Source organism: Bacteroides sp. AF25-38AC (assembly GCF_003602995.1).
Taxonomy (GTDB): Bacteria; Bacteroidota; Bacteroidia; order Bacteroidales; family Bacteroidaceae; genus Bacteroides; species Bacteroides uniformis.
In genome coordinates this window covers 78,532-102,254 of sequence record NZ_QTMD01000004.1, presented here as the reverse complement: position 1 = coordinate 102,254, position 23,723 = coordinate 78,532, and the positions used below count along the sequence as shown (strand labels likewise).

Here is a 23,723-nt window from a genome sequence, read left to right as displayed (position 1 = left end):
TGAAAGTTTAATTGTTCATTCAAAGCTCTTTGCTTCTTAAATACAGTTTCTTCACAAATTTCATGTCGTGCTCTGCCATGATGCGTACCAACTCTTCAAAACTGGTCTGCCTCGGATTCCATCCCAGCAGTGTTTTTGCTTTGGTGGGGTCGCCCAGCAATTGTTCCACTTCGGCAGGCCGGAAATATTTGGGGTCGACTTCCACGAGGACTTTTCCGGTCTGTGTGTCGATACCCTTCTCGTCCACTCCCTGGCCTTCCCAGCGCAGAGTGATGCCTACCTCCCGGAATGCCAGTGTCGCAAATTCGCGTACGGTATGCATTTCTCCGGTGGCAATGACGAAGTCTTCGGGGGTGTCGTGCTGCAGGATGAGCCACATGCACTCGATGTAGTCTTTGGCATATCCCCAGTCGCGCCGGGCATCCAGATTGCCCAGATACAGCTTGTCCTGGAAGCCTTGGGCGATGCGGGCAGCCGCCAGTGTGATTTTTCTTGTCACGAAGGTTTCACCTCGGCGTTCGCTCTCGTGGTTGAAGAGTATGCCGTTTACAGCAAACATGCCATAGCTTTCGCGGTAGTTCTTTGTAATCCAAAAGCCATACTGTTTGGCTACGCCATAGGGGCTGCGGGGATAGAACGGGGTCGTTTCGCTTTGCGGCACTTCCTGCACTTTTCCGAAGAGCTCGGAAGTGGAGGCCTGGTAGATGCGTGTCTTCTTTTCCATACCGAGAATGCGTACGGCTTCGAGCATGCGCAGGGTGCCTACGGCATCGGTTTCGGCGGTATATTCGGGCACGTCGAAGGATACTTTGACATGGCTTTGAGCGGCAAGGTTATATATTTCGTCCGGCTGCACACTCTGGATGATACGGATGAGAGAGCTGGAGTCTGTCATGTCTCCATAGTGCAGGTTAATGGTACGTTTCTGTTTCATGTCGCGTACCCACTCATCGAAGTAGAGGTGTTCGATGCGGCCGGTGTTGAAAGAGGAAGAGCGACGCAGGATACCGTGCACTTCATATCCTTTCTGCAGGAGGAATTCGGCAAGGAACGAGCCGTCCTGCCCGGTAATGCCGGAGATAAGGGCTTTCTTCATAATGTATGCTTCTTGTTATTATGTCTTTTCGGACTGCAATATTCGTTATTTTCCACGAGATAGCAAAATATAAACTATTTCTTTCCCATCACTTTGTCGATAATCAGTGCGATTGCCCCGTCGCCCGTCACATTGCAGGCAGTACCGAAGCTGTCCATCGCTATGTATAGTGCAATCATCAGCGCTTGTGCCGACTCGTCGAAGCCCAGCATGGATTGCAGGATGCCCAGTGATGCCATGATGGCGCCTCCCGGTACCCCGGGAGCGGCTACCATAGTGATGCCCAGCATGAAGATAAATCCTGCAAATAGAGGGAAATCATGGGGCATGCCTTGCATTATCATCAGTGCCAGGGCGCATGCCACAATCTTCAATGTGCTGCCCGACAGATGGATGGTGGCGCAAAGTGGGATGACGAATCCGGCAATATCGGCAGAGACGCCGTTCTTCCGACTTTGCTCCAATGTTACAGGGATAGTGGCGGCACTGGATTGAGTGCCTAGAGCCGTGAAGTAGGCAGGCATCATTCGTCCCAGTAGTTTGAGAGGGTTCTTGCGGACAAACAGTGCCGCAATGCTGTATTGGAATACCAGGAGAAAGATGTGAAGCAGGAAGATTACACCGATAATCTTAATAAAGACCATCAGGATGCCGAATACTTGTCCACTGTGCGTCATGTTGAGGAAAATGCCGAAAATATAGATGGGAAGCAGCGGCAATATCACTGCACTGATCATGCGGATGACAATCTCTTGAAAATCGCGCGCCGCATTTTTCAGTACCTCGCTTTTCAGATGAGCCAGGCCCAGCCCCAGTGTGAAGGCAAGTACGAGTGCGGTCATAACATTCATCAATGGCGGGATGCCCACGGAAAAATAGGGAAGAATACCTTGAGATTCACTGACTTCTTCTAACGGCACCCCGGTTTCTATGAGGGAAGGAAATACCGCCACACCGGTGAAGTAGGAGAGAAAGCCGGAGAATAGGGTAGCTCCGTAAGCAATGAGCGCTGTGAAGACCAGCATCCGTCCGGCTCCTTTGCCGATGTCGGCAATGGCAATCGTGACTAGCCCCACAATGATGAGGGGGATGGAGAAGTTCAGGAATTCACTGAAAATGGCATTGAATGTTACGAACAGCCGTACCAGCGAAGCCGGTAGGAAATTTCCGAAAAGTATACCTAAGATAATGGCAATGATGATGCGTGGCAATAGTCCGATGTGGAAGTTCTTCATGAGCATTGGTTTTCTGTCTGGTTGAAAAATAGGCTTTCGCTGACAAAAGTACTATTTTATTTTCGTAATTCATACGAACAAATGCTGTTAGCATTTTGTTTCCATATAAAGACAAAATTTACATGAATATGAAGAATTTAAATAAAACAGACATTGGACTTATCGGTCTGGCAGTTATGGGCGAGAATTTGGCCCTCAATATGGCAGATAAGGGATGGAATGTTTCGGTATATAATCGTACGGTTCCGGGAGTGGAAGAAGGGGTGGTGGAACGTTTTGTGAACGGCCGCGCCAAAGGGAAAAAAATTGAAGGCTATACAGATATAGCCGAATTTGTAACTTCCATTGCCATACCCCGCAAAATAATGATGATGGTTCGTGCCGGCAGTGCGGTGGATGAACTGATGGAACAGCTGTTTCCCCATTTGTCCGAAGGGGATATCCTGATTGACGGTGGCAATTCCAATTATGAGGACACCAACCGGCGTGTGGCATTGGCCGAAAAGAAAGGCTTCCGTTTTGTGGGAGCCGGAGTTTCCGGTGGAGAGGAAGGAGCACTGAACGGCGCGTCTATCATGCCCGGAGGCTCTGAAAGTGCCTGGCCTGAGGTGAAGCCTATCCTGCAGAGTATTGCGGCAAAAGCATCTGACGGTACCCCGTGCTGCCAGTGGATTGGTCCTGCCGGTTCCGGTCATTTCGTCAAGATGATACATAACGGTATCGAATATGGAGATATGCAGCTTATTGCCGAAGCTTATTGGGTGATGAAGAATCTGCTTGGTCTGGACAATGGACAGATGGCAGAAATCTTTGCTGATTGGAATGAGGGTAAGTTGCGTAGCTATCTCATTGAAATTACCGCCAACATACTGCGTCATAAGGACAAATCAGGAGGTTACCTGATAGATAAGATATTGGATACCGCCGGACAGAAAGGTACGGGCAAGTGGTCCGTTATCAATGCGATGGAGCTGGGCATGCCGTTGGGGCTGATTGCTACGGCTGTATTCGAACGTAGTTTGTCGGCACAGAAGGGCTTGCGTGAAACGGCTTCCAAGCAATTTGTATGCCGACGCTCGCAGGCGGTGTACAACAAGTCGGAGATGGTGAAGGATATCTATTCCGCACTCTATGCTTCCAAATTAGTGTCATATGCTCAGGGATTTGCTGTGTTGCAGCGTGCATCCGACGCTTTTGCCTGGAACCTCGATTTGGCATCCATCGCCCGCATGTGGCGGGGCGGCTGTATCATCCGTAGTATTTTCCTGAACGACATAGCTACGGCTTTCGAGGCTAAAGACAAGCCCAAACATTTGCTGTTGGCTCCTTATTTCAAAAATGAAATGCAGCTGTTGCTTTCCGGCTGGAAACATCTGGTGGCACAATCCATGAAAGAGGAACTTCCGGTACCTGCATTCTCGTCCGCCTTGAATTATTTCTATTCGCTGGTGTCTGCCAAGTTGCCTGCCAATATGATTCAGGCGCAACGTGACTATTTTGGTGCGCATACCTTTGAAAGGACAGACGAGTTGCGTGGACAGTTTTTCCATGAAAATTGGACGGGACACGGAGGAGATACGAAATCGGGTACGTACAATGTGTGAGAAAGGGGGGAGAAGATGATGAAGAAATTAGTGATTGTTATATTCGGCGCTTCGGGTGACTTGACGAAGCGCAAACTGATGCCGGCGCTCTATACTTTGTATAGTGGCGGGCGGTTGCCGGAAGGATTCTCCATTCTGGGGATAGGACGCACCGAGTATACGGATGCCCGTTACCAAGAATATATAATGAGTGAATTGAGTAAGTTCGTAGCTTCCAAAGAGCAGGTGGAAGATAAAATGAGGGATTTTTGCAGCCATCTGCATTACCAGACATTGGATCCCGCCGAGGTTGAAGGCTATCATCTGCTGGACGGACGTTTACAAGAGTTTACCGGTGAGCAGAAACCGGACAACCTGCTGTTCTATCTGGCTACTCCACCTTCCTTGTACGGTGTCATTCCCTTGCACTTGAAGGCGGCCGGTCTGAACCGTCCTGATACGCGTATCATCGTTGAAAAGCCGTTCGGTTACGATTTGGAGTCAGCCAGAAAGCTGAATAGCATTTATGCTTCCGTTTTCAAGGAGCATCAGATTTACCGCATCGACCATTTTCTGGGTAAGGAAACGGCGCAGAACATTCTCGCCTTCCGTTTTGCCAACGGAATCTTCGAACCGCTATGGAACCGTAATTATATAGACTATGTGGAGATTACAGCCGTAGAGAATCTGGGTATCGAAGGACGTGGCGGATTCTATGAAGGTGCCGGAGCCCTGCGCGATATGGTACAAAACCACCTCATACAGCTTGTGGCGCTCACAGCATTGGAACCGCCTGCCGTTTTCAATGCCGATAATTTCCGCAACGAGGTGGTGAAGGTCTATGAGTCATTGGCTCCCTTGACAGAGGAGGATTTGGAGGAACACATTGTCCGCGGACAATATACGGCTTCGGGCTCGAAAGCCGGGTATAGGGAAGAGAAGAACGTGGCACCTGATTCGCGTACCGAAACGTATATTGCCATGAAAATCGGTATTAACAACTGGCGGTGGAAGGGTGTTCCTTTCTATATCCGTACCGGCAAACAAATGCCGACAAAGGTGACTGAGATTGTTGTACATTTCCGTGAGACGCCCCATCAGATGTTCCGTTGCGAGGGTGGACATTGTCCCCGCGCGAATAAGCTGATTCTCCGCCTGCAACCCAATGAAGGTATTGTGCTGAAATTCGGCATGAAGACTCCCGGACCCGGATTTGACGTGAAGCAGGTGATGATGGACTTCAGTTATGACCAGTTGGGCGGGTTGCCTACCGGCGATGCCTATGCCCGTCTGATAGAGGACTGCATACAAGGTGACCCTACACTCTTTACCCGCAGCGACGCGGTAGAGGCTTCATGGCGCTTTTTCGATCCCGTGTTGCGTTATTGGAAAGAGCATACGGATGCTCCTTTATATGGGTATCCCGTAGGTACGTGGGGACCTTTGGAAAGTGAAGCGATGATGCACGAACATGGTGCTGAGTGGACTAATCCGTGTAAGAATTTGACTAATACAGATGAATATTGCGAGTTATGAAAAGTTATGTTTACCATTCGGCTACAGCTACGGCACATGCGTTGATTGAACATTTGATTGCGATGATGGAGCGTGAGCCGGAAAAGACCTTTTATTTTGCATTCAGTGGGGGAAGTACTCCTTCGCTGATGTTTGACATTTGGGCCAACGAGTACAAGGAGGTGACTCCTTGGATGCGGATGCGGATTTATTGGGTGGATGAACGGTGTGTGCCGGCAGAGGATTATGAGAGCAATTATGGTACCATGCGCCGTTTGCTGTTGGATGAAGTAGGCATGCCCGATGAATACGTTTATCCTATTTATGGAGTGAACCGCCCGGAGATTGAAGCAAAGAACTATTCGACGCTGGTTTGCCGCACGGTTCCGCTTTGGGGTGGCTTCCCGGCCTTCGATGTCGTTTTGCTCGGTGCTGGAGACGACGGGCATACCTCCTCTATCTTTCCGGGGCAGGAATATCTGCTTTCTTCCTTTCATCCTTATGAGGTGAGTGTCAATCCCTATAATGGGCAGAAACGCATAGCCATGACCGGCTGCCTTTTGTTTGCTGCGAAGAATCTTATTTTCTTTGTTACCGGCAAGAATAAGGCGGATGTGGTCCGCGATATTCTTGATTCCGGGGATACCGGTCCGGCAGCTTATGTGGCCCACCATGCCGAGCGTGTGGAATTGTTCCTCGATGCTCAGGCCAATGGCGGGAAAATGTCTACTTAGATGTACCGCTCTCCAGAATGCTTACGATGGAGAATAATGTAAAGCAGATGCCTCCCAAACCTGCCAGTACGCGTGCAGGGACAAAATAGGCATTGTGCAGGCTTGCCATCTCAAACAGAAAGGCGGAGAGAAACAGACAAGCCAGGGCCGTGAAGACCGGAATCAGCGGGATGCGGTTGGCCAGCTTGAAAGTGTTCCGCCAGATGGCGGCAAGTAGTATGACTTTGCTGGAAATGCTGTAGCATACCAGTCCCAGGCCTATCATAATATATCCTGTGGAGGAGAGTGCCGGATTGCTGTTGGCCAAGACCAGAAGTCCCCAGAGAATGCTGATGGTGCCCATTATCAAAACAAGGGCCGGCCATTGTTTCCGTTCAGCCTTTGTATAGTTGTTGCGTATCTGGCGGACGATGGTTGCAACCAGCGCCACCAAGCTGGAACAGATACAAGCAAGTCCTGCCATGACATGGCCTGCTACATAATATGCATTGTGCTCGCTGCTTTTTGACAATAGCCAGAAGGCCCATATCCATGCCATTACTGCCATAAGGGTGGCAACTGCTATCAGGATATATCCCTGGGAGGAATTGAATGCATCGGCAGGTTGTAGCTGGTCGGTACGTTCCGAGTTGGCGGGAATGAGGGTGAAGCGGGTGGAGGCTGTGGCTGTGGTAGCTACACAAGCTGTGATGAAACCGACTCCGCAAATCACGTGTCCTGCCACGAAATTGCTTGCCGTGGCAGTTTCGTGCATATAATTCCAACCATAGATTACTGTGAGTACGGCTGCCAGGTAACCAATAACCGGAAGTGCGTATCTGGCTATCGGATTGTAGGTATGAATAATTTGTCTAATGATTGTTGCCGCTGTGGCGAACAAGGCAATGCAAATCATCCCTAAGGAAAATACTACCGGACCGGCCACAAATTTTGCCGAATCCAGTCCTTCGTGGAGCACAAAGGCTCCGTAGCCGAAACAGAAAAGGGCCATCAACAAGGGTATAGCCCTGAAAAGAATACTGATACCGTAATTCATAACTGTTGTTTTTAGAGTTTCCCCTTCAAACAGCGTTTCTGTGGCTTTGTTCCTCCTTTTAAGATTTATTTGTGATGAGAAGTGTTTCCCTGTCCGTATTTAGGGAGCCAGCCTCTCCTTTTTCCAGCTGCCATCCGCTTGTTGGGAATAGAGGAAACGGTCGTGTAGCCTGCTTTCCCGTCCTTGCCAGAATTCAAAACGGAAAGGGGTGACGGCAAAACCTCCCCAGTTGTCGGGACGTTTGATACTTTGCCCTATCCATGTTGCCGCTTCGCGGACGAACGCGCGCATTATCTCCATACGGCTGCCGATGACGTGACTTTGGGGTGAAATCCTCGCCCCGATTTTACTTTTGTAAGGCCTGCTTGCAAAATAGGCGTCAGAATCGGCAGGAGCGCATCTTTCAGCTTTTCCTTCAATGTGTATTTGCCTTTCCAGTTTGTGCCATACGAAAGATAAGGATATATACGGATTTGCAGTCAGTTGCCGGCCTTTCCTGCTTTCGTAGTTGGTGAAGAAGATGAAACGGCCATTTTCCACCCCTTTCAGCAACACTGTGCGTGTAGAAGGATGCCCGTCTGTCGAGACTGTAGCTACCGTCATGGCGGTGGGCTCGTACTCATCACTATGGATAGCATCGTTCAGCCAATGGTCGAATTGCTCAAAGGGATTGTCGTTGAGGTTATCTGGTGTCAGCCTGCCTTTCTTATATTCTCTTCTGATGTCAAAGAGTTGTGATTTCATTATCGTGTGGTTTTATCAGGAGTGATATATTGTTTTTCTATGTAACAGTCTGAGAGGGCTGAATGTTTTTGTTTTTCTGCGGAAAGAAAAATATGGAAGAAGGAAATGGCTGTGTTGATACTTAAAAAAATGGGGGTGTGTCAAAATTCACCACAGATTACACGGATTAACACAGAATGAGCTTAATCTACTGATAGTCAAAGATACTTATCTGTGCAAATCTGTGTAATCTGTGGTGAATACCAGTTTCGACACACCCTCGGATATTGGAGATTACCTTATGAAGACAAGTGGAAAGTGGACACTGGCATGTCTGCTATTGTAATTTAAACATTACGGGAACTGTGAATTTACAACGGACCGGTTTGCCTCGTTGCTCACCGGGTTTCCATTTGGGCATGGTGGAAATCACACGGATAGCTTCTTTGTCCAGATAGGGATCTACGCCTCTTACTACTTTTACATCTACGATGCTGCCGTCTTTGTTGACAACGAATTGTACTATTACGCGCCCCTGGGTTCCGGTCTCTTGTGCAATAGTCGGGTATTTTATACTCTTACCCAGATATTGCATCAGACTCATGCCATTATAAGAAAACTCAGGATTCTTCTCTACAACTTCAAAAATCTCATCCTCTACCGGAATCTCTTCATCTACGGTTGGAGATATGGGTTTGATGATTACAGCTTCACCGATTTCTTCGGAAGAGGCAATGGCTGTTTCTTTCACATTGTCATTATCATCCACAATTGTCAATACCTCGGCAATTGCAGGAGCTTGAGGGGGTGGTGGAGCTACTAATTCGGGTTGCTCCGTGATAGGAATTTCAATTTCCTGCTCAAATACGTTCTCGGTAATAGCACCGCTCATGTCAATCCTAACATCACGCTTCGACCATTCAAATGCAACGAACATGAAGACCAGCACAATTACATAACCTACAAGTAGCCAACTTGACTTCTTGTTTTCCAGGCTTGCTTTGGATGTTTTCTTGATTTCCATAATTTACAAGATTATTACCGTATAATGGTTGTCGCGAAACTAACATTATACAGATGTGATTAGTAAAATCATAAAACATGCGTGCCCACTTGTTTCTGTATTAAAGATAAGAAAATGAATGTTATGTTGGTGTTTGATATGTAGTTATATATAGTTTTTTAAATTTGCTTTGATAATTTTTCTGCTTGTGGATTAAATAGTGTTGATATGTAAAAAGCACTTCCAGCGTTCGCTTACGGAGGAAGTGCTTCACACAAAAACTAAACTAGACTTAACTAAACTATTCTATTGGGGGAGTTTCACAACTCCTATCTGTTCGGTGCAAAGATAAAAAAACATATTTTAATATGCAAAAGGATTCTATAATAAATCGACGTTTTTTCCGATTTTATCGACGGATTAGTCGATTTTTTTAGCTTCTTTGGTCTAAAAATTCTTGAAAAGCTTGTTTATAGCTGTCACTTATCGGGATGTAATTCTTTCCGAACACGATGCGGCCACGGTCTATAATACGTATTTTATTCTTCTGAACAATGTAGGAACGGTGGACGCGCATGAAACGCGAGGCAGGCAGAAGTTCCTCCATTGCCTTCATGCTCATGAGAGACAGGATAGGCTTGGGAGAATCCTCCTCGTAGATTTTGAGATAGTCTTTTAGCCCCTCTATGTACAGAATTTTACTCAATTCGATTTGCACCAGCTTATACTCGCTCTTTACGAAGATGCTCTGAATCTCTTCCTTGGACTGTTGCAGCAATTCGAACCATTGCACAGCCTTGTTGGCAGCCTGCAGAAAGTCGACGTAGGAGATGGGTTTCAGCAGGTAGTCCAGCGCATTGACTTTGTAGCCGTCTATGGCATACTGGTCGAAGGCGGTGGTAAAGACAATGCGGGTGCCGGAATCGACCATCTTCGAAAATTCCAGTCCGTTCAGTTCGGGCATCTGGATGTCGAGGAAAAGCAGGTCGATGTGCTTCTCGGGCAACTCCTTGATGGCTTGTACGGCACTGGAGTATTTACCGACCAACTCCAGAAACGGGGTCTTGTTGACGTAGCTTTCCAGCAACCCCAGGGCGAGGGGCTCGTCGTCTACAATGGCGCACTTCAGATTCATATCTTTATAATTAAAATAGATTTATACTCTTTCATGTCCTCACTCACTCCTTGCTGCCAGTCGTAATGGCCGGGATAGGTCAGCTCCAGACGCTTGCGCACTTGTTCCAACCCGATGCCGCTTCCACTCTTGTCTGCCACGCTTTTGGGATGATAGCTGTTGGTTATTTCGCAATGTATCTCTCCGGGGCTTTCACTGAAGTGGATACGGATAAAGCTGGGCTCGGTGGGGGAGATGCCATGCTTGAAGGCATTCTCTATGAGGGAAATAAAGATGAGCGGAGCTATTTCCGTACGGCTGTCCGGTCGGACGTCTATCTTTGTTTCCACACGGACGTTGGCGGAGAGGCGGATGCGCATTAGTTCGATGTAGTTGCGGATGAAGTCCATCTCTTTGTCCAGGGTGACGAAGTTCTGCTGATTGTCATACAGCACATGGCGCAGCAGTCGGCTCAGTTCCTGCACGGCAGTCTGTGCCTTGTCGGCATCGAAGGCGATGAGGGCGTAGATGTTGTTCAGCGTATTGAGCAGGAAGTGCGGGTTGAGCTGGTTGCGCAGGTTCTTCAACTCGGCTTCCGTGCGGCTTTTCTCGGCTTCGCGGCGGGCAGCGTCCATTTGCGCCCAGCGGCGGCTCAGCTTGATGGCAGCGCTGAGGCCGGCGGTGAGAATCATGGTCGAGACGTCGCGCAAGATGAATATCCATTTGGGAGGCCCCATGTGCTGACCGTCATCATCGCCGCGCATATGGTTTTGGAATGTGTATTCTTGCCAAAGGTGGGCGCCGGTGGTAATGCAGATGATGAGCAGTGTGTTCAGCAGGAGATACTGCCGGATGCGTCCCTCGAACAAGTAGCGGGGAATGAGGAGGCAGTAGTTGATGTAGAATACAAGGAAGAATGAGAGGGTACTGCTGCTACCGTGGCGCAGATAGTCCGCGAGGCTGATATTGAAGCCGCTGCGTGTCATCATCAGAAAGGGGAAACCGATGACGATACCCCAGACAATGATGTGTATCAGGGTTTCGATGCCGCGGCGGCGTGGGTTAGGGAGCTGTTGTTTCATCATGATACAAAGATACGGATTTTAGGTGGATATTGGAAATATCCGCTGCCTGCGAAGCAAATCTCTGTTCGCAGGTTGCGGATAAGCGTTTCCAGGTTGCGGATATGTATCCCAAGCTTGCGGATGTCTATCCCAAGGCTTGGGATAGAGATTATCCTTAGTTTCGCATAACTTTTCTCTTTATTGGCAGAAAGTTTTTTCTTAATACTTAGAAAGTTTTTTTTTAATACTTAGGACGTGTTTTGATAACTTCTGGCAAGAGAGAGATAGGTTATTCGTAGCGTATGGCCTCTATCGGGTCGAGGTCCGCAGCTTTCTTGGCGGGATACCAACCGAAGAACACTCCGGTGACGGTACATACGGCGAAGGAGAGGAATACACTCCACGGCTGGATGAAGATGGGCCAGTGGGCAACGCTCTTCACTATCCAGCTGGCTCCGCATCCGATGATGACGCCGATGATGCCTCCGGTGATGCTGATGAGGATAGCTTCGATGAGGAACTGGCTCAAGATGTCGACACCGCGGGCGCCTACACTCATGCGCAGGCCGATTTCGCGCGTGCGTTCCGTCACCGATACGTACATGATGTTCATAATGCCGATGCCGCCCACTACGAGCGAAATGCCGGCTATGCAGGCAAGCAGCGTGGTCATCAGGTCGGTGGTGGAATTCAGCATGGTGCTGAGTTCCTGCTGGCTGCGAATGGTGAAGTCGTCGTCGTCACTCTCCTTCAGCTTGTGGTTGCGGCGCAGTATCTCGGTGATTTCGTTGGTGGCATTGTCCGTCATGTCCTCGGTGAGGGCGGAGGCGAAGATACCGCTAAGGTAGGTCTGTGCCAGCAGGCGTTTCATCACGGTGCTGTAGGGGGCAAGCACTACGTCGTCTTGGTCCATGCCCATGGAGTTGTAGCCTTTGGACTTCAGCACGCCCACCACGCGGAAGGGCACTTGGTTGAAACGGATGATACGTCCCACGGGGTCCTCTCCTCCGGGAAAGAGGTTGTCTTGGATGGTCTTTCCGATGACGCACACCTTGGCAGAGGTCTGTATGTCGGCTTCGGTAAACATCTCGCCGTTCTCCACGCTGAGCTGCCGGATTTCGAGATAGTCCGTGCCCACGCCGCTCACGGAGGAGGGGTAGTTGTTGTTGCCCGCGATGAGCTGCCCGCTGGAGGAGACATTGGGGCTGACGGCAGCCAGGAAGTTGGTTTCGTTGCGCAGGGCTTCGTAGTCGGTCAGCTTCAAGGTCTGCATGGCGCTGGGGTCTTGGCGGACACCGCCGCGCATGTCGGCACCGGGGTGAATCATAATCATGTTGGAGCCCATCTCGGAGATTTGCGCCTGGATGCTTTTCTTCGAACCTTGTCCGATGGCAAGCATCGTGATGACGGACGCCACGCCGATGATGATGCCCAGCATGGTGAGGAATGCGCGCAGCTTGTTGTTGTTCAAGGCTCGCAAGGCTATTTTGAAAAGGTTTGTTCCGTTCATATCGTTTTAATGGAAAGTTTAAAATTAATCCCTAATCCTTAATCCCTTATCCCTCATTCCTCCTCCTGCTTAGGCAATGCTGCCAGGGCTTCGGCTGCATTCTGGATTTGGGTGTTGATGGTATCGTCCTTGATTTGTCCGTCGCGCAGCACGATGTTGCGGCTGCTGTACTGGGCTATTTCGGGGTTGTGGGTGACGAAGATGATGGTGCGTCCTTCGGCATGCAGCTTTTGGAACAGTACCAGAATCTCGAAAGAAGTACGGGTGTCCAGGTTACCCGTAGCTTCGTCTGCCAGGATAACGGCGGGATTGTTCACCAAGGCGCGGGCGATGGCTACGCGTTGCATCTGACCGCCGGACATCTGATTGGACTTATGTTCCAGTCGGTCGCCCAGCCCCACGGCTTGCAGGGCTTCGATGGCACGTCTCCGCCTTTCGGAAGCCGAGACGGAGGAGTTATACATCAGCGGTAGCTCCACATTTTCCACGGCAGTGGTTTTGGGCAGCAGGTTGTAACTCTGGAATACGAAGCCGATTTTACGGTTGCGTAGTACGGCGCGTTGAGGCTTGCTCATGGTGCGTACGGAGATACCGTCCAGCAGGTATTCGCCGCTGGTGGGCGTGTCCAGGCAGCCGAGGGTATTCAGCAAAGTCGACTTTCCGGAGCCCGATGTACCCATGATGGTGACAAACTCGCCTTCACGGATGGTGAACGAGACGCCGCGCAGGGCATGCACGGTTTCGTCCCCCACCTGGAAGTTGCGTTTGATATTTTGAAGTTCAATGACTGCTTTATTCATAATTCTTTTTTTGTATTATTTTCCGCTCTTCTTCTTACTTCCCGGAGGGCCAGGCATGAACGGACTCTTCTCACCTCCGGGAGCTTCCTGGCTCATGTCCGGAGCGCCGCTGCCGGGCATGCTGCCGATGGTGGCTTCGGTCACCACTACGGTACCTTCGTTAATGCCGCTGATAATTTCCGTGTTGACTCCGTTGGAGATACCTATCTTCACCGGATGGGCGGTAAAGGTGTTGCCTTCGCGGGTCCAGAGTTTATGTTCCCCTTCGCAATCCTTCACGATATCATTGTCGCCGATAAGCGGTTTTTCGGGGTTGAAGCGCAGGGCACGGGCAGGAGCGCACAGTACGTCTTTGCGGTCGAGGGTGAAGATGGTGACGTTGGCTGTCAGGCGTGGTTTCAGTTTCAGGTCCGGGTTGTGGGCGGAGATGACTACTTCGTAGGTCACAACCGTGCTGGTGCTGGTGCTCGACGTGCTGCTTGAGCTGGCATCTCCCAGACGAATTTGTGTGACCACTCCTTCGAACACGTCATTCGGGTAGGCGTCTACGGTAAACGTGGCGCGCTGTCCCTCTTCCACACCGCCTATGTCTGCTTCGTCCACGTCGGCCACAACCTGCATCTGCGTCAGGTCGGCAGCGATGGTGAACAGTGTCGGTGTCTCGAAGCCGGAAGCCACGGTCTGTCCTGCTTCCACGTCGCGGCTGATGACCACACCGTCGATGGGAGAGGTGATGGTGGCGTAGGAGAGGTTGCGTTCAGCCTTTGCCAGTGATGCCTGGCTGCTTTCGTAGTTGCTCTTGGCCTTCTCGTAGTTATAGACGGACTGCTCATAGTCCGTGGCGGCGATGAGCTGCTTTTCGTTCAGCGTCTTGTTGCGCTCGTAGAGTTTTTTCTGGTACTCGTATTCGGCCTTTGCACCGTTGTAGGCGGCGCGTTGCGAAGCGAGTTCGCTTTGCAGTGTCACGCGGTCCATCTCGGCAATGAGCTGGCCTTTGGTTACTACGGAATTGTAGTCTACATGAATCTTGTCGATGATACCGCTCACCTGGGTACCCACTTCCACTTCTGTCACCGGTTCGATGGTTCCCGTGGCGGTTACGGATTCGGAAATCTCACCTTTATGGATGGTTGCTGTGGCGTAGGTCACCTTGTGCTTGGCCTTGGCACCACCGAAGAGCCATACGCCGCCGCCCACTATGATTACGGCAGCTACGGCAATGAGGATGATTCTTTTTTTGTTCATATATATAAGGTATTATAATTCGATTTTTTCTCCTTGATAAAACTTCAGTAGCTGCATATTCAGTATGGCCATGTATTTGGCTTGCAGTGTCTCCTGCTGTGCGCTGAGCAGATTGCTTTTCTCAGTCAGCAGTTCTACGGTATTCTTCATGCCCAGGTTGAACTGCTCTTGAATCAGTTCATAGCTGGTCTGCGTACTTTTCAGTTTCTCTGTGGCGGCGGCGTAGCGCTGCTGGGCGCTGTTGGCATCGAGCCAGAGGGTTTCGATGGTCTTGTACAGCGTTTTTTGGTCGTCCAGCAGGTCCAGTTCGCTGGTCTGCTTCTGAATCTTGGCTTTCTCTACGGCACTCTTGGTCTGCCGGTTGCTGAAGATAGGCACGCTTACGGTGAAGCCCAGCGAGTTGTTCCAGTTCTGTTTGACTTGCTCGCTGAAGGTGAAGTCATTGCCGTTGGCATGGCTGGTTCCGATGCCGGCGCTGAGGCTCAGCGTAGGCAGATAGCCAGCGCGGGCAATTTTGATGTCGAGGTCGGATGTCTGTATATTCAGTTTGCCGGCTTCTATTTCCGGACGGAGCACGAGGGCAGAACGGTAAACGTCCGTTTTGGTGGGCAGGGGTGCCAGTACGTTTTCCGTGCCGAGTGTGGGGATGTAGAGGTTCATCTCGGATTCGCCGTCCAGTTCCAGGAGTTGTTTCAGTTGTAGTTTGTAGTCTTGCAGGGTGGCTTGTGCGGTCACCAGTTGGTACTTGTCGGTGCTTACCTGCGCTTCCAGTTGTGCCAGGTCGCTTTTGGCTATGCTTCCTGCTTCGAGAAGCTGGCGGGCGCGTTCGCATTCGGCCTGGCTCACTTCCAGGGTCGATTCGTTCACTTTCACGGCTTCGGCGGCGTAGAGTATCTGTACGTAGGTTTGTGCGATACTTTCTTCGATGCTGTTCTCGCTCTGTGCTACGCTAAGTTCGGCAATGCGGTTGTTCAGTTGCTGTTGTTTGATGGTGTTGAGGCGTTTCCCGCCGTTGTAGAGGGTCCAGTTGGCATCGATGCCGTAGCTGCCGTTATAGGAAGTCTTGCTCTGGCTGCTGGTGATGTTGTCGCCGTCGATGATGGTGTTTGTCTCGCTCTTCGGGCGATTCACGACACGCTGGCTCACACTGGCCGAAAGGCTGGGGAAGAGAGCGGCTCGGGCGGTCTTTACATCTACCTGGGCACTTTCCGCGTTGAGGCGGTTCTTGCGGATGGTGATGTTTTGCTGCAAGGCATAGTCGATGCACGCTTGCAAGTCCCATTGGGCGGGCAGGCTGTCGGCTGGCTGCTCGGAACTGCCGGGTATCTGCGTGGAAGTGCCGTTTTGGGCGGCCACTCCCATACAGCTTGCCATACATAGCGCTATCACTGTCAATCTTTTTACGTTCGTCATATCTTCGTTATTCTATGGTTTTACATTTGCAAATGTAGTAGGGTGGAGAAAGGATTGCAAAAGTGATAGACGTAGAGTGAATTTTCCTCGCCTAAAATCTTTTTTGTACCGATGAATGGGAGAAGTCTTTTTTCTGTTCAACTTTTCACCTTTTTATTTGTTCTTTATATAAAAGTATTTTATATTTGTAATCATTATAATTTTATCGGCATGAAACAGACTGCGGTAAACATTTGGCGTTTTTATTTGGAAGGTTTTCGAAGTATGACGTTAGGGCGTACTTTGTGGCTTATCATTCTTGTGAAGTTATTCATCATGTTCTTCATTCTCCGCCTTTTCTTCTTCCCACGGTTTCTGAATACCCCCGTGGTGGGCGATGACAAGGAAGGCTATGTCAGTAATGAGCTTATCCATCGGAGTCTGGGCGACTAAACACGGAGACACAGAGTTTATTTCCTTGCCCTTATAAATTCTCCGTGTCTCTCTGTTCTTACCCGATAACTTAAAAACTTAATAACTCATAACTTATAACTCATAACTTGATTCTTATGCTTGGACACATTGACACTTCCCTGATTGACTGGTCGAGAGCCCAATTTGCCTTGACCGCCATCTATCACTGGATTTTTGTGCCGCTGACACTTGGACTGGCGGTAATTATGGGCATCATGGAGACAGCGTACTACCGTACGGGTGACGAATTTTGGAAACGTACTGCCAAATTCTGGATGAAGATTTTCGGTATCAACTTTGCTATTGGTGTAGCAACCGGTATTATTCTGGAATTTGAATTCGGTACGAATTGGAGTAATTACAGTTGGTTTGTGGGCGACATCTTCGGTGCGCCGCTTGCCATCGAGGGTATTTTGGCTTTCTTTATGGAAGCAACGTTTATCGCCGTCATGTTCTTCGGCTGGGATAAGGTGAGCAAGCGTTTCCACCTGGCATCTACTTGGCTCACGGGGCTGGGCGCCACGATTTCTGCCTGGTGGATTCTGGTTGCCAATGCGTGGATGCAGAATCCCGTAGGTATGGAGTTCAATCCCGATACGGCACGCAACGAGATGGTGGACTTCTGGGCTGTGGCAACTTCGCCGATGGCTGTCAATAAGTTCTTCCATAGCGTGCTGTCCGGCTGGGTGCTGGCTGCCGTGTTTGTAGTAGGCGTAAGCTGCTGGTATCTGTGGAAGAAGCGCGAGAAGAAATTTGCGCTGGCAAGTGTAAAGATTGCCGCATGGGTAGGTCTGTGTGCCGCTGTGCTCTCTGCCTGGACGGGTGATGGCTCGGGCTATCAGGTGGCGCAAAAGCAGCCGATGAAGCTGGCTGCTATGGAAGGCTATTATGAAGGGCGGCAAGGTGCCGGATTGGTAGCGTTCGGGCTGCTGAATCCTGCCAAGCAGACACCGCAGGACGGAGTAGACCCATTCCTTTTCCGTGTGGAAATTCCGAAGATGCTGTCGTTGCTTGCCGAGCGCAAGATGGATGCTTTTGTTCCCGGTATCAATGACCTGCTGAAAGGCGGATATCCGTTGAGCGATGGTACCGTAGCGCTTTCGGCAGAGGAGAAAATAGAAAAAGGAAAAACGGCTATCGGTGCGTTTGCCGCCTATCGTGCAGCCAAGGCTGCGGGCAATGAGGCGGATGCAGAGGTGGCTGCCAAAGTGTTGAAAGATAATGTAGCCTATTTCGGTTACGGTTATATCAAGGACGTGAACGAGCTGGTGCCCAATGTGTCCCTTACGTTCTACATGTTCCGTGTGATGGTGATGTTGGGTGGATACTTCATCCTCTTCTTTATTGTGGTGCTGTTCCTGGCCTATAAGAAAGACTTGTCGCGGATGCCATGGATGCATTGGGTGGCTATGCTCACCATTCCGCTGGGCTATCTGGCCGGACAAGCCGGATGGGTGGTTGCCGAGTGTGGTCGTCAGCCGTGGGCCATCCAAGATATGCTGCCCACGAGTGCCGCCATCTCTAAGCTGGATGTAGGCTCCGTGCAGACCACGTTCTTTATTTTCCTGGTACTTTTCACTGTCATGCTGATTGCTGAGGTGGGAATTATGCTGAAGGCTATTCGCAAAGGTCCTGAAACCGAAACGCACACACCGTCACATAACTCATAACTTATAACTCATAACTCACAATGAATGCTTATATATTTCTTCAACACTATTGGTGGTTTGTAGTCTCCTTGCTGGGAGCACTACTGGTATTCCTGCTGTTCGTGCAGGGAGGTAATTCGCTTCTGTTCTGTCTGGGGAAGACGGAGGAGCAGAAGAAGATGATGATTAATTCTACGGGACGGAAGTGGGAGTTCACGTTTACAACGCTTGTCACGTTTGGAGGCGCGTTCTTTGCTTCGTTTCCGTTGTTCTATAGTACCAGTTTCGGAGGAGCTTATTGGTTGTGGATGATTATTCTGTTCAGCTTTGTGTTGCAGGCTGTCAGCTACGAGTTTCAGTCGAAGGCGGGAAATCTGCTGGGCAAGACAACGTATCGCACGTTCCTGGTGATAAACGGAGTGGTAGGTCCGGTATTGCTGGGTGGGGCAGTGGCCACGTTCTTCACGGGGTCTAACTTCTATATCAATAAAGGGAATATCGCAGATGCGGCAATGCCGGTTATCAGTCAATGGGCTAACGGCTGGCATGGGTTGGATGCGTTGCTTAATCCGTGGAATGTGGTGCTGGGGCTGGCTGTGTTCTTCCTGGCACGTATCTTGGGAGCGCTTTATTTTATTAATAATATCAATGAGGATGATTTGGTGAAACGCTGCCGCCGGGCACTTTGGGGAAATACGGCGTTGTTCCTGGTATTCTTCCTGGCCTTCGTCATCCGTACGCTGCTTGCCGACGGCTATGCTGTACGCCCGGAAACGGGAGAGGTGTTCATGGAACCTTACAAGTATCTGACGAACTTCCTGCAGATGCCGGTAGTGCTGCTTGTATTCCTGGTTGGTGTGGTGGCTGTGCTCTGGGGCATTATCCGCACGCTGTGGAAGCCGGCATTCGACAAGGGTATCTGGTTTGCCGGTGCAGGGACGGTGCTTACGGTATTGGCACTGCTGCTTGTGGCAGGCTATAACAATACGGCCTATTATCCTTCTACCCACGACCTGCAAAGCTCACTCACGTTGGCAAACAGTTGCTCGAGCCAGTTCACACTGAAGGTTATGGCTTATGTCTCTATCCTTGTTCCTTTCGTTCTTGCCTACATCTTCTACGCTTGGCGCAGTATCGACAATCGCAAGATTGATGCGAAGGAGATGGAAGAGGGAGGACACGCGTATTAATTAAAAATTAAGAATTAAAAATTAAAGGAGGATGTGTCATCTGTGTGCTATTAACTGTTTTGATACATCCTCTTCTTATTCTTTTGTCCGCTTCTCATTTAGCTGGAATTTGGGTACCAGTTTCATCAATCGTAGAATCTGTCCTTGCCTTTTCTTTATGTAAGGGGAGGGGTGTGCTGAGTCGAAGCGTATGGGGTTGGGCAATGTTGCCGCTATTAGTGCGCACTGTCCGGCAGAGAGCTTGGCTGCTGTAGTCTTGAACTTGTATTTGGCGGCAGCTTGTGCGCCATAGATGCCTTTTCCCATTTCGATGGAGTTGAGATAGACCTCCATGATACGTTCTTTGGACCAGAAGAACTCTATTAGTACGGTGAAGTAGACTTCCAGTCCTTTACGTACCCAGGAAGACTGGGGCCATAGGAATACATTCTTTGCCGTCTGCTGGCTGATGGTGCTTGCGCCCCGTTTCCGTTTTCTTGTTTCATTCTCCTTTATCGCTTTCTGTATCTCGATGAAATCGAATCCGTTGTGTGTGGCAAACCGGTTGTCTTCCGAGGCAATGACGGCCATAGGCAGGTGAGGGGATATCTTGTCGGAAGATACCCAAGTGTGGTGCCAGCATGGACTTTCACCCTTAAAGACCTGTTGCACGCTGCGAATAACCATCAGTGGCGTGATGTAGACGGGTACAAAACGATAAGCCACTACCGCTAGGATAGTGGAAATAAAGAAGAATAATATGATGTTGCGGAGGAACCGCAAAGGCTTCGGGAGTTTCATGGAGAGAGTGCCAATGTGATTAATGTGTTAATGTGCCAATATGCATATTGGCACATTAACACATTAATCACTTTACCATATTAATTAGCTGCCTCCGCATTCTTAATCATCTGTTCGCTGGCATACATATATACCTCTACGCGTCGGTTCTGGTCGGCAGACAGACTTTCGTCGTATTCGTTGTATCCCACGCCTTCCACTTTCTTGAACTGGGCCGGAGATACGCCGCAATCCTGCAAATAGTTCTCTACGGCATAGGCGCGGTTCTTGGAAACTTTCATGTTGGCTTCGTAAGTACCCACTTTGTCGGTATGGCCGATGATGGCGATATCGGTTGTCGGGTCTTCCTTCAGAATCTGTGCGAGTTCGCGCAGGGAAGCCTTTGCCTCGTTGCTCAGTGCTGCGGAGTTGAAGCCGAAAAGAATACCTGCCGCAAAGGATACTTTGACAGCCGGCAAGCCGTTTGCATCCGTCACCTGCTCCACTTGGGCGCCTTCAATCTTGGCAGCTTCGGCAGCCTTCTTGTCCATCTTGTGTCCGATGGCAACGCCGGCACCCGTACCTACTGCAGCACCTACCGCAGCTCCAATGGCTGCCCCCTTGCCTTTACCTATCAGTCCGCCGATAATGGCACCTGCTGCTGCACCGGAGCCACCGCCGATTATTCCACCTTTGGCCTTGTTGTTCATTGTGCCGCAACTGCCCAGCAGCAATGCGCCGCACAAAAGTAATACTGTAAATTTCATCTTCTTCATAACTCTTTTTCTTTAAAAGTTGACTTTATCTTTAATGTTGCAAATTTATGTATATAATAACCATATTCTTCTTTCTAAAGTTCGCCAGTTCTGTCCTTTTTTAGAGAATTTTCCTTTTGATGAGGACGAACCAGGCTGTCAGTATAAGACCTTTGGCAACGGTCGTTCCACTTACTGCCCACCAGATGGCATCCACTCCCATACCCATGTGCACCAGCAATAACGCCACCGGAATACGCATGTAATTGCATCCGATGCTGACAATGGCAGGCGGCACTGTCCGTCCCAGTCCGTAGAACACGCCCTGCATGGTAATTTCCATCATCATGAACATTTGCGAATAGCCGTCGATGCGGAGGAAATCTCCACCCACACGGTAGGCTTCGGCCTCGGGTACGAAGATAGAGAACACCTCGCTGCCGAAGAAGATGAACAGTAGTGAGCAGAGGCTTCCGAATACGCCCGTCATCCACATGGTGGTGCGCCATGCTTGCTTCACGCGCGACTTCTGCCCCGCGGCATAGTTCTGGGCGATGAACGTGCTCAGCCCCGTGGAGAATCCTTGCGAAGTATTCCAGGTGATGGCCTCGATTTGTCCACCGGTGGTGAATGCCATCAGTCCGATGTGTCCTCCCTGCTCCGAGGCGGTGCGCGAGAGGAACATATTGACGAAGGCAAATAGCGTGTTCAGCGTAGCCACGGGCAGCCCGAGCTTGAAGATGCGCCGGGTGTACTTCTTTTTCAGCGGAACGATAAAGGAGAAACCTCCGAGCACGGCGCTTTTCCCCCGGAGTTTGTAGACGAAGATGCCGAATACTGTAGCTTCGGAAAGCCATGTGGCAAGTGCCGCGCCCACTGTTCCCCAACCGAAGCCGAAGATGAACAGAGGGTCGAGGACGATGTTCATTATCAGTCCCGTCCCGCTGATGTAGAACGGAATCTTGCTTCGTCCTGCCGCGTTGTAGATGCCCGTAAAGGCAGCGGAGAGAAAGATGAAAGGCAGTCCCGTCGACACGATGCGCAGATAAGTCACGGCGGCGTCCGTGATATGCTGTTTCAGCTCGAAGATGTTCAGGATGGGGCGGGCGAAAAGAAAGAGCAGGCCTCCCCAGCAGACGGAGATGAGCAGGGCAATCGTAATGTTGTGCGAGGCAAAGCTGCGTGCGTCCTCTTCGCTGCGTGCACCGATGGACTGGCCTACGCTGACTTCGGCGCCCACTTTATTGAGCAAGGCGATGGAGCCGGACATCCACGTCAGTATGCCTACCGCACCTACTGCAGCCATGGACTCACTGCCCAGACGCCCTACCCATGCCATGTCCGTCAGGCTGTAGGCCATCTGGATGAACGAGGTGGCCATGATGGGCATTGCCAGCGTGAAAAGCTGGCGGTTGATGGGGCCTTGTGTCAGATTCTTTGTTCCTTGCACGTTGACGGGTTTTTAGGTAAACAATGTGTTGCTCATCCCCTTTTCCGCTTTCTGCGGAGACGGTGGCGGCGTTTCTGCTTGTACTTTCGTATCTTGGCATATACCAGCCAGATGAAGAGCAGACCGAAAACGGCGAAGATGAGCAGCACGATGCCTGTGTTGAGATTGTCACCTTTCACGCGGCTCCACATCTCGAGCACTAGTTCCGTGCGGTCGCCGAAGTCGCGTATCATGGCGCAGCGTTCCACTACTCGGCGGTCAGGATATTGTACCGGGTCTATCTGCAGGCTGTCGGCTCCGGGCAGGGGGCCGAAGAAGTAGCTGAGGTCGGAGTGCACGTCGAGCGTGGTATCGGTCTTGGCCTCCATGATTTCCGGTGTGGCTACGGCGCTGACGTAGCCGATGGCATCCATGTTGCGCAGTGCCACGGAAGGCTGGCAGAGGTAGTTGATGAAATAGCTTGCCGCCTTCACGTTGCGGGCGTAGCGGGGGATTACCCAGCCGTCGTACCAGATGTTGCTGCCTTCGCAGGGGACGGTGTAGTCCAGTTCCACACCCACGGCATCGGCCTCCTCGATGGCCCAGACGGCGTCGCCGCTCCAGGTGAAGTTAATCCACGCCTTGTTCTTGGTCATCATTTCCTTGCCGAAGTCGGCTTCCCAGCCGGCGATGTTGGGTTTCATCTCCTTGAGGCGTTGCTCGGCCAGGGCGATGGCCTGCGGGGAGTTGTCGTTCATCAGTTGCTCTACGGTGACGGTGCTGTCGGCCAGCTCCCGGGCGTGGGCGTAGATGATGGCGGTACCGTAGGCATCGCGGTAGCTGTCCTTCATCAGTATTTTGCCGCGGTTTTTGGAGTCCCAGAGGATGTCCCATGTGCCGGCCTCTTCGGCGGTAATAAACTTTTTGTTGAAGAGGATACCAGCGGTGCCCCACATGTAGGGCACGGCATAGTCCTCGGTCTGGCGTTCCGGTTGCGAGGTCTTGTTCAGCTCGTGGCGAATGTAGGGCGACACGTTGGGGATGTAGTCCGGCGTGTGGCCGAAGTTGCGATCGATGGGTAGCAGGAGGTCTTTGCGAAGCATGCGTTCGATGATGTACTCCGAGGGGCATACGACGTCGAAGTCCTCGTGCCCGCGCTCAATTTTGGTGAGCATGATTTCGTTGATATCGAACACCTGGTAGATGATACGGAGGTCTTCGCCCGTCTGCTGCTTGTACCAGTCGGGAAATTCGGCAAGCACATCTTCATCGATGTAGTCCGCCCAGTTGTATATCTTCAGTACACGGCTGCGCTCTTCTGTGGAGTTTCCACAAGAAGAGAGGGATGCGATACAGCACAGTAGAATCAGTATGTTTATTATCCTTTTCATCATCTTGTTCTTGACAATTGATAACT

The 23,723-nt window shown here is 50.6% G+C and carries 21 protein-coding genes; 6 read left to right on the top strand and 15 right to left on the bottom strand.

The window, feature by feature from the left end; genetic code table 11:
- Positions 1 to 19: 19 nt before the first annotated feature.
- A complete protein-coding gene (gmd, locus tag DWY55_RS04085) occupies positions 20 to 1,096 on the bottom strand; it encodes a GDP-mannose 4,6-dehydratase (RefSeq protein ID WP_005828049.1) in 1,077 nt (358 codons plus the stop codon).
- 74 nt (positions 1,097 to 1,170) lie between these two features.
- A complete protein-coding gene (locus DWY55_RS04080) occupies positions 1,171 to 2,331 on the bottom strand; it encodes a dicarboxylate/amino acid:cation symporter (RefSeq protein ID WP_057281311.1) in 1,161 nt (386 codons plus the stop codon).
- Between the two features lie 128 nt (positions 2,332 to 2,459).
- Between DWY55_RS04080 and gnd the strand changes: the two genes are divergently transcribed.
- The 3 genes from gnd to pgl are packed head-to-tail and all read left to right on the top strand — an operon-like array spanning position 2,460 to position 6,163.
- On the top strand, positions 2,460 to 3,935 hold the full coding sequence (gene gnd, locus DWY55_RS04075) for a decarboxylating NADP(+)-dependent phosphogluconate dehydrogenase (protein ID WP_034523384.1): 1,476 nt from the start codon (positions 2,460 to 2,462) through the stop codon (positions 3,933 to 3,935).
- An 18-nt stretch (positions 3,936 to 3,953) separates the two neighbouring features.
- The gene (gene zwf, locus DWY55_RS04070) at positions 3,954 to 5,450 is read left to right on the top strand and encodes a glucose-6-phosphate dehydrogenase (protein WP_057088332.1); all 1,497 of its coding nucleotides are present in this window, start codon (positions 3,954 to 3,956) and stop codon (positions 5,448 to 5,450) included.
- The gene (gene pgl, locus DWY55_RS04065; protein WP_005828055.1) at positions 5,447 to 6,163 is read left to right on the top strand and encodes a 6-phosphogluconolactonase; all 717 of its coding nucleotides are present in this window, start codon (positions 5,447 to 5,449) and stop codon (positions 6,161 to 6,163) included. The genes zwf and pgl overlap by 4 nt, the downstream gene beginning before the upstream one ends.
- On the opposite strand, the gene DWY55_RS04060 is transcribed toward pgl, so the two are convergent.
- The 9 genes from DWY55_RS04060 to DWY55_RS04020 all read right to left on the bottom strand — a co-directional run bounded on the left by DWY55_RS04060 (position 6,156) and on the right by DWY55_RS04020 (position 16,071).
- A complete protein-coding gene (locus tag DWY55_RS04060) occupies positions 6,156 to 7,199 on the bottom strand; it encodes a DUF2776 family protein (protein ID WP_117879115.1) in 1,044 nt (347 codons plus the stop codon). The two genes, pgl and DWY55_RS04060, sit on opposite strands and share 8 nt — an antisense overlap.
- A 99-nt stretch (positions 7,200 to 7,298) precedes the next feature.
- Positions 7,299 to 7,943 (bottom strand): pyridoxamine 5'-phosphate oxidase, encoded by a 645-nt coding sequence (gene pdxH, locus DWY55_RS04055; protein WP_117879116.1) that lies wholly within the window; start codon positions 7,941 to 7,943, stop codon positions 7,299 to 7,301.
- A 316-nt stretch (positions 7,944 to 8,259) separates the two neighbouring features.
- Positions 8,260 to 8,946, bottom strand: coding sequence for an energy transducer TonB (locus DWY55_RS04050; protein WP_005828058.1), 687 nt, complete (start codon positions 8,944 to 8,946; stop codon positions 8,260 to 8,262).
- 412 nt (positions 8,947 to 9,358) lie between these two features.
- On the bottom strand, positions 9,359 to 10,060 hold the full coding sequence (locus DWY55_RS04045; protein ID WP_022401519.1) for a LytR/AlgR family response regulator transcription factor: 702 nt from the start codon (positions 10,058 to 10,060) through the stop codon (positions 9,359 to 9,361).
- On the bottom strand, positions 10,057 to 11,124 hold the full coding sequence (locus DWY55_RS04040) for a sensor histidine kinase (protein ID WP_005836278.1): 1,068 nt from the start codon (positions 11,122 to 11,124) through the stop codon (positions 10,057 to 10,059). The genes DWY55_RS04045 and DWY55_RS04040 overlap by 4 nt, the downstream gene beginning before the upstream one ends.
- A 268-nt stretch (positions 11,125 to 11,392) precedes the next feature.
- On the bottom strand, positions 11,393 to 12,613 hold the full coding sequence (locus DWY55_RS04035) for an ABC transporter permease (RefSeq protein ID WP_008663115.1): 1,221 nt from the start codon (positions 12,611 to 12,613) through the stop codon (positions 11,393 to 11,395).
- Between the two features lie 53 nt (positions 12,614 to 12,666).
- Positions 12,667 to 13,413, bottom strand: a complete 747-nt coding sequence (locus DWY55_RS04030; RefSeq protein WP_005828066.1) for an ABC transporter ATP-binding protein — start codon at positions 13,411 to 13,413, stop codon at positions 12,667 to 12,669.
- Between the two features lie 15 nt (positions 13,414 to 13,428).
- A complete protein-coding gene (locus DWY55_RS04025) occupies positions 13,429 to 14,658 on the bottom strand; it encodes an efflux RND transporter periplasmic adaptor subunit (protein WP_005828067.1) in 1,230 nt (409 codons plus the stop codon).
- A 12-nt stretch (positions 14,659 to 14,670) separates the two neighbouring features.
- Complete coding sequence (locus DWY55_RS04020; RefSeq protein WP_005836286.1) at positions 14,671 to 16,071, bottom strand: TolC family protein; 1,401 nt, start codon at positions 16,069 to 16,071, stop codon at positions 14,671 to 14,673.
- Positions 16,072 to 16,281: 210 nt separating this feature from the next.
- Here DWY55_RS04020 and DWY55_RS04015 point away from each other — a divergent pair, with 210 nt between their 5' ends.
- From DWY55_RS04015 to DWY55_RS04005, 3 genes are all read left to right on the top strand, one after another.
- Positions 16,282 to 16,503 (top strand): DUF4492 domain-containing protein, encoded by a 222-nt coding sequence (locus DWY55_RS04015; protein ID WP_005836288.1) that lies wholly within the window; start codon positions 16,282 to 16,284, stop codon positions 16,501 to 16,503.
- 116 nt (positions 16,504 to 16,619) lie between these two features.
- On the top strand, positions 16,620 to 18,194 hold the full coding sequence (locus DWY55_RS04010; protein ID WP_005828071.1) for a cytochrome ubiquinol oxidase subunit I: 1,575 nt from the start codon (positions 16,620 to 16,622) through the stop codon (positions 18,192 to 18,194).
- 20 nt (positions 18,195 to 18,214) lie between these two features.
- Positions 18,215 to 19,363 (top strand): cytochrome d ubiquinol oxidase subunit II, encoded by a 1,149-nt coding sequence (locus DWY55_RS04005; protein WP_005828073.1) that lies wholly within the window; start codon positions 18,215 to 18,217, stop codon positions 19,361 to 19,363.
- A gap of 75 nt (positions 19,364 to 19,438) precedes the next feature.
- On the opposite strand, the gene mtgA is transcribed toward DWY55_RS04005, so the two are convergent.
- From mtgA to DWY55_RS03985, 4 genes are all read right to left on the bottom strand, one after another.
- Complete coding sequence (mtgA, locus tag DWY55_RS04000) at positions 19,439 to 20,143, bottom strand: monofunctional biosynthetic peptidoglycan transglycosylase (protein WP_005828075.1); 705 nt, start codon at positions 20,141 to 20,143, stop codon at positions 19,439 to 19,441.
- 80 nt (positions 20,144 to 20,223) lie between these two features.
- Entirely contained in the window at positions 20,224 to 20,898 is a 675-nt protein-coding gene (locus tag DWY55_RS03995; protein WP_005828077.1) for an OmpA family protein, read from the bottom strand.
- A 100-nt stretch (positions 20,899 to 20,998) separates the two neighbouring features.
- Positions 20,999 to 22,327, bottom strand: a complete 1,329-nt coding sequence (locus tag DWY55_RS03990) for an MATE family efflux transporter (RefSeq protein WP_005828079.1) — start codon at positions 22,325 to 22,327, stop codon at positions 20,999 to 21,001.
- Positions 22,328 to 22,359: 32 nt separating this feature from the next.
- Entirely contained in the window at positions 22,360 to 23,697 is a 1,338-nt protein-coding gene (locus DWY55_RS03985) for an ABC transporter substrate-binding protein (RefSeq protein ID WP_171028991.1), read from the bottom strand.
- Between the last annotated feature and the right edge of the window lie 26 nt (positions 23,698 to 23,723).

Coding starts and splice junctions, on each gene's coding strand:
- gmd (WP_005828049.1), bottom strand. CDS start 1,096: ATGAAGAAAGCCCTTATCTCCGGCATTACCGGGCAGGACGGCTCGTTC.
- zwf (WP_057088332.1), top strand. CDS start 3,954: ATGAAGAAATTAGTGATTGTTATATTCGGCGCTTCGGGTGACTTGACG.
- DWY55_RS03985 (WP_171028991.1), bottom strand. CDS start 23,697: ATGAAAAGGATAATAAACATACTGATTCTACTGTGCTGTATCGCATCC.
- DWY55_RS04015 (WP_005836288.1), top strand. CDS start 16,282: ATGAAACAGACTGCGGTAAACATTTGGCGTTTTTATTTGGAAGGTTTT.
- DWY55_RS04040 (WP_005836278.1), bottom strand. CDS start 11,124: ATGATGAAACAACAGCTCCCTAACCCACGCCGCCGCGGCATCGAAACC.
- DWY55_RS04030 (WP_005828066.1), bottom strand. CDS start 13,413: ATGAATAAAGCAGTCATTGAACTTCAAAATATCAAACGCAACTTCCAG.
- pgl (WP_005828055.1), top strand. CDS start 5,447: ATGAAAAGTTATGTTTACCATTCGGCTACAGCTACGGCACATGCGTTG.
- DWY55_RS04025 (WP_005828067.1), bottom strand. CDS start 14,658: ATGAACAAAAAAAGAATCATCCTCATTGCCGTAGCTGCCGTAATCATA.
- DWY55_RS04050 (WP_005828058.1), bottom strand. CDS start 8,946: ATGGAAATCAAGAAAACATCCAAAGCAAGCCTGGAAAACAAGAAGTCA.
- DWY55_RS03995 (WP_005828077.1), bottom strand. CDS start 20,898: ATGAAGAAGATGAAATTTACAGTATTACTTTTGTGCGGCGCATTGCTG.
- mtgA (WP_005828075.1), bottom strand. CDS start 20,143: ATGAAACTCCCGAAGCCTTTGCGGTTCCTCCGCAACATCATATTATTC.
- DWY55_RS04010 (WP_005828071.1), top strand. CDS start 16,620: ATGCTTGGACACATTGACACTTCCCTGATTGACTGGTCGAGAGCCCAA.
- DWY55_RS04060 (WP_117879115.1), bottom strand. CDS start 7,199: ATGAATTACGGTATCAGTATTCTTTTCAGGGCTATACCCTTGTTGATG.
- gnd (WP_034523384.1), top strand. CDS start 2,460: ATGAAGAATTTAAATAAAACAGACATTGGACTTATCGGTCTGGCAGTT.
- DWY55_RS04045 (WP_022401519.1), bottom strand. CDS start 10,060: ATGAATCTGAAGTGCGCCATTGTAGACGACGAGCCCCTCGCCCTGGGG.
- DWY55_RS04020 (WP_005836286.1), bottom strand. CDS start 16,071: ATGACGAACGTAAAAAGATTGACAGTGATAGCGCTATGTATGGCAAGC.
- DWY55_RS04035 (WP_008663115.1), bottom strand. CDS start 12,613: ATGAACGGAACAAACCTTTTCAAAATAGCCTTGCGAGCCTTGAACAAC.
- DWY55_RS04005 (WP_005828073.1), top strand. CDS start 18,215: ATGAATGCTTATATATTTCTTCAACACTATTGGTGGTTTGTAGTCTCC.
- pdxH (WP_117879116.1), bottom strand. CDS start 7,943: ATGAAATCACAACTCTTTGACATCAGAAGAGAATATAAGAAAGGCAGG.
- DWY55_RS04080 (WP_057281311.1), bottom strand. CDS start 2,331: ATGAAGAACTTCCACATCGGACTATTGCCACGCATCATCATTGCCATT.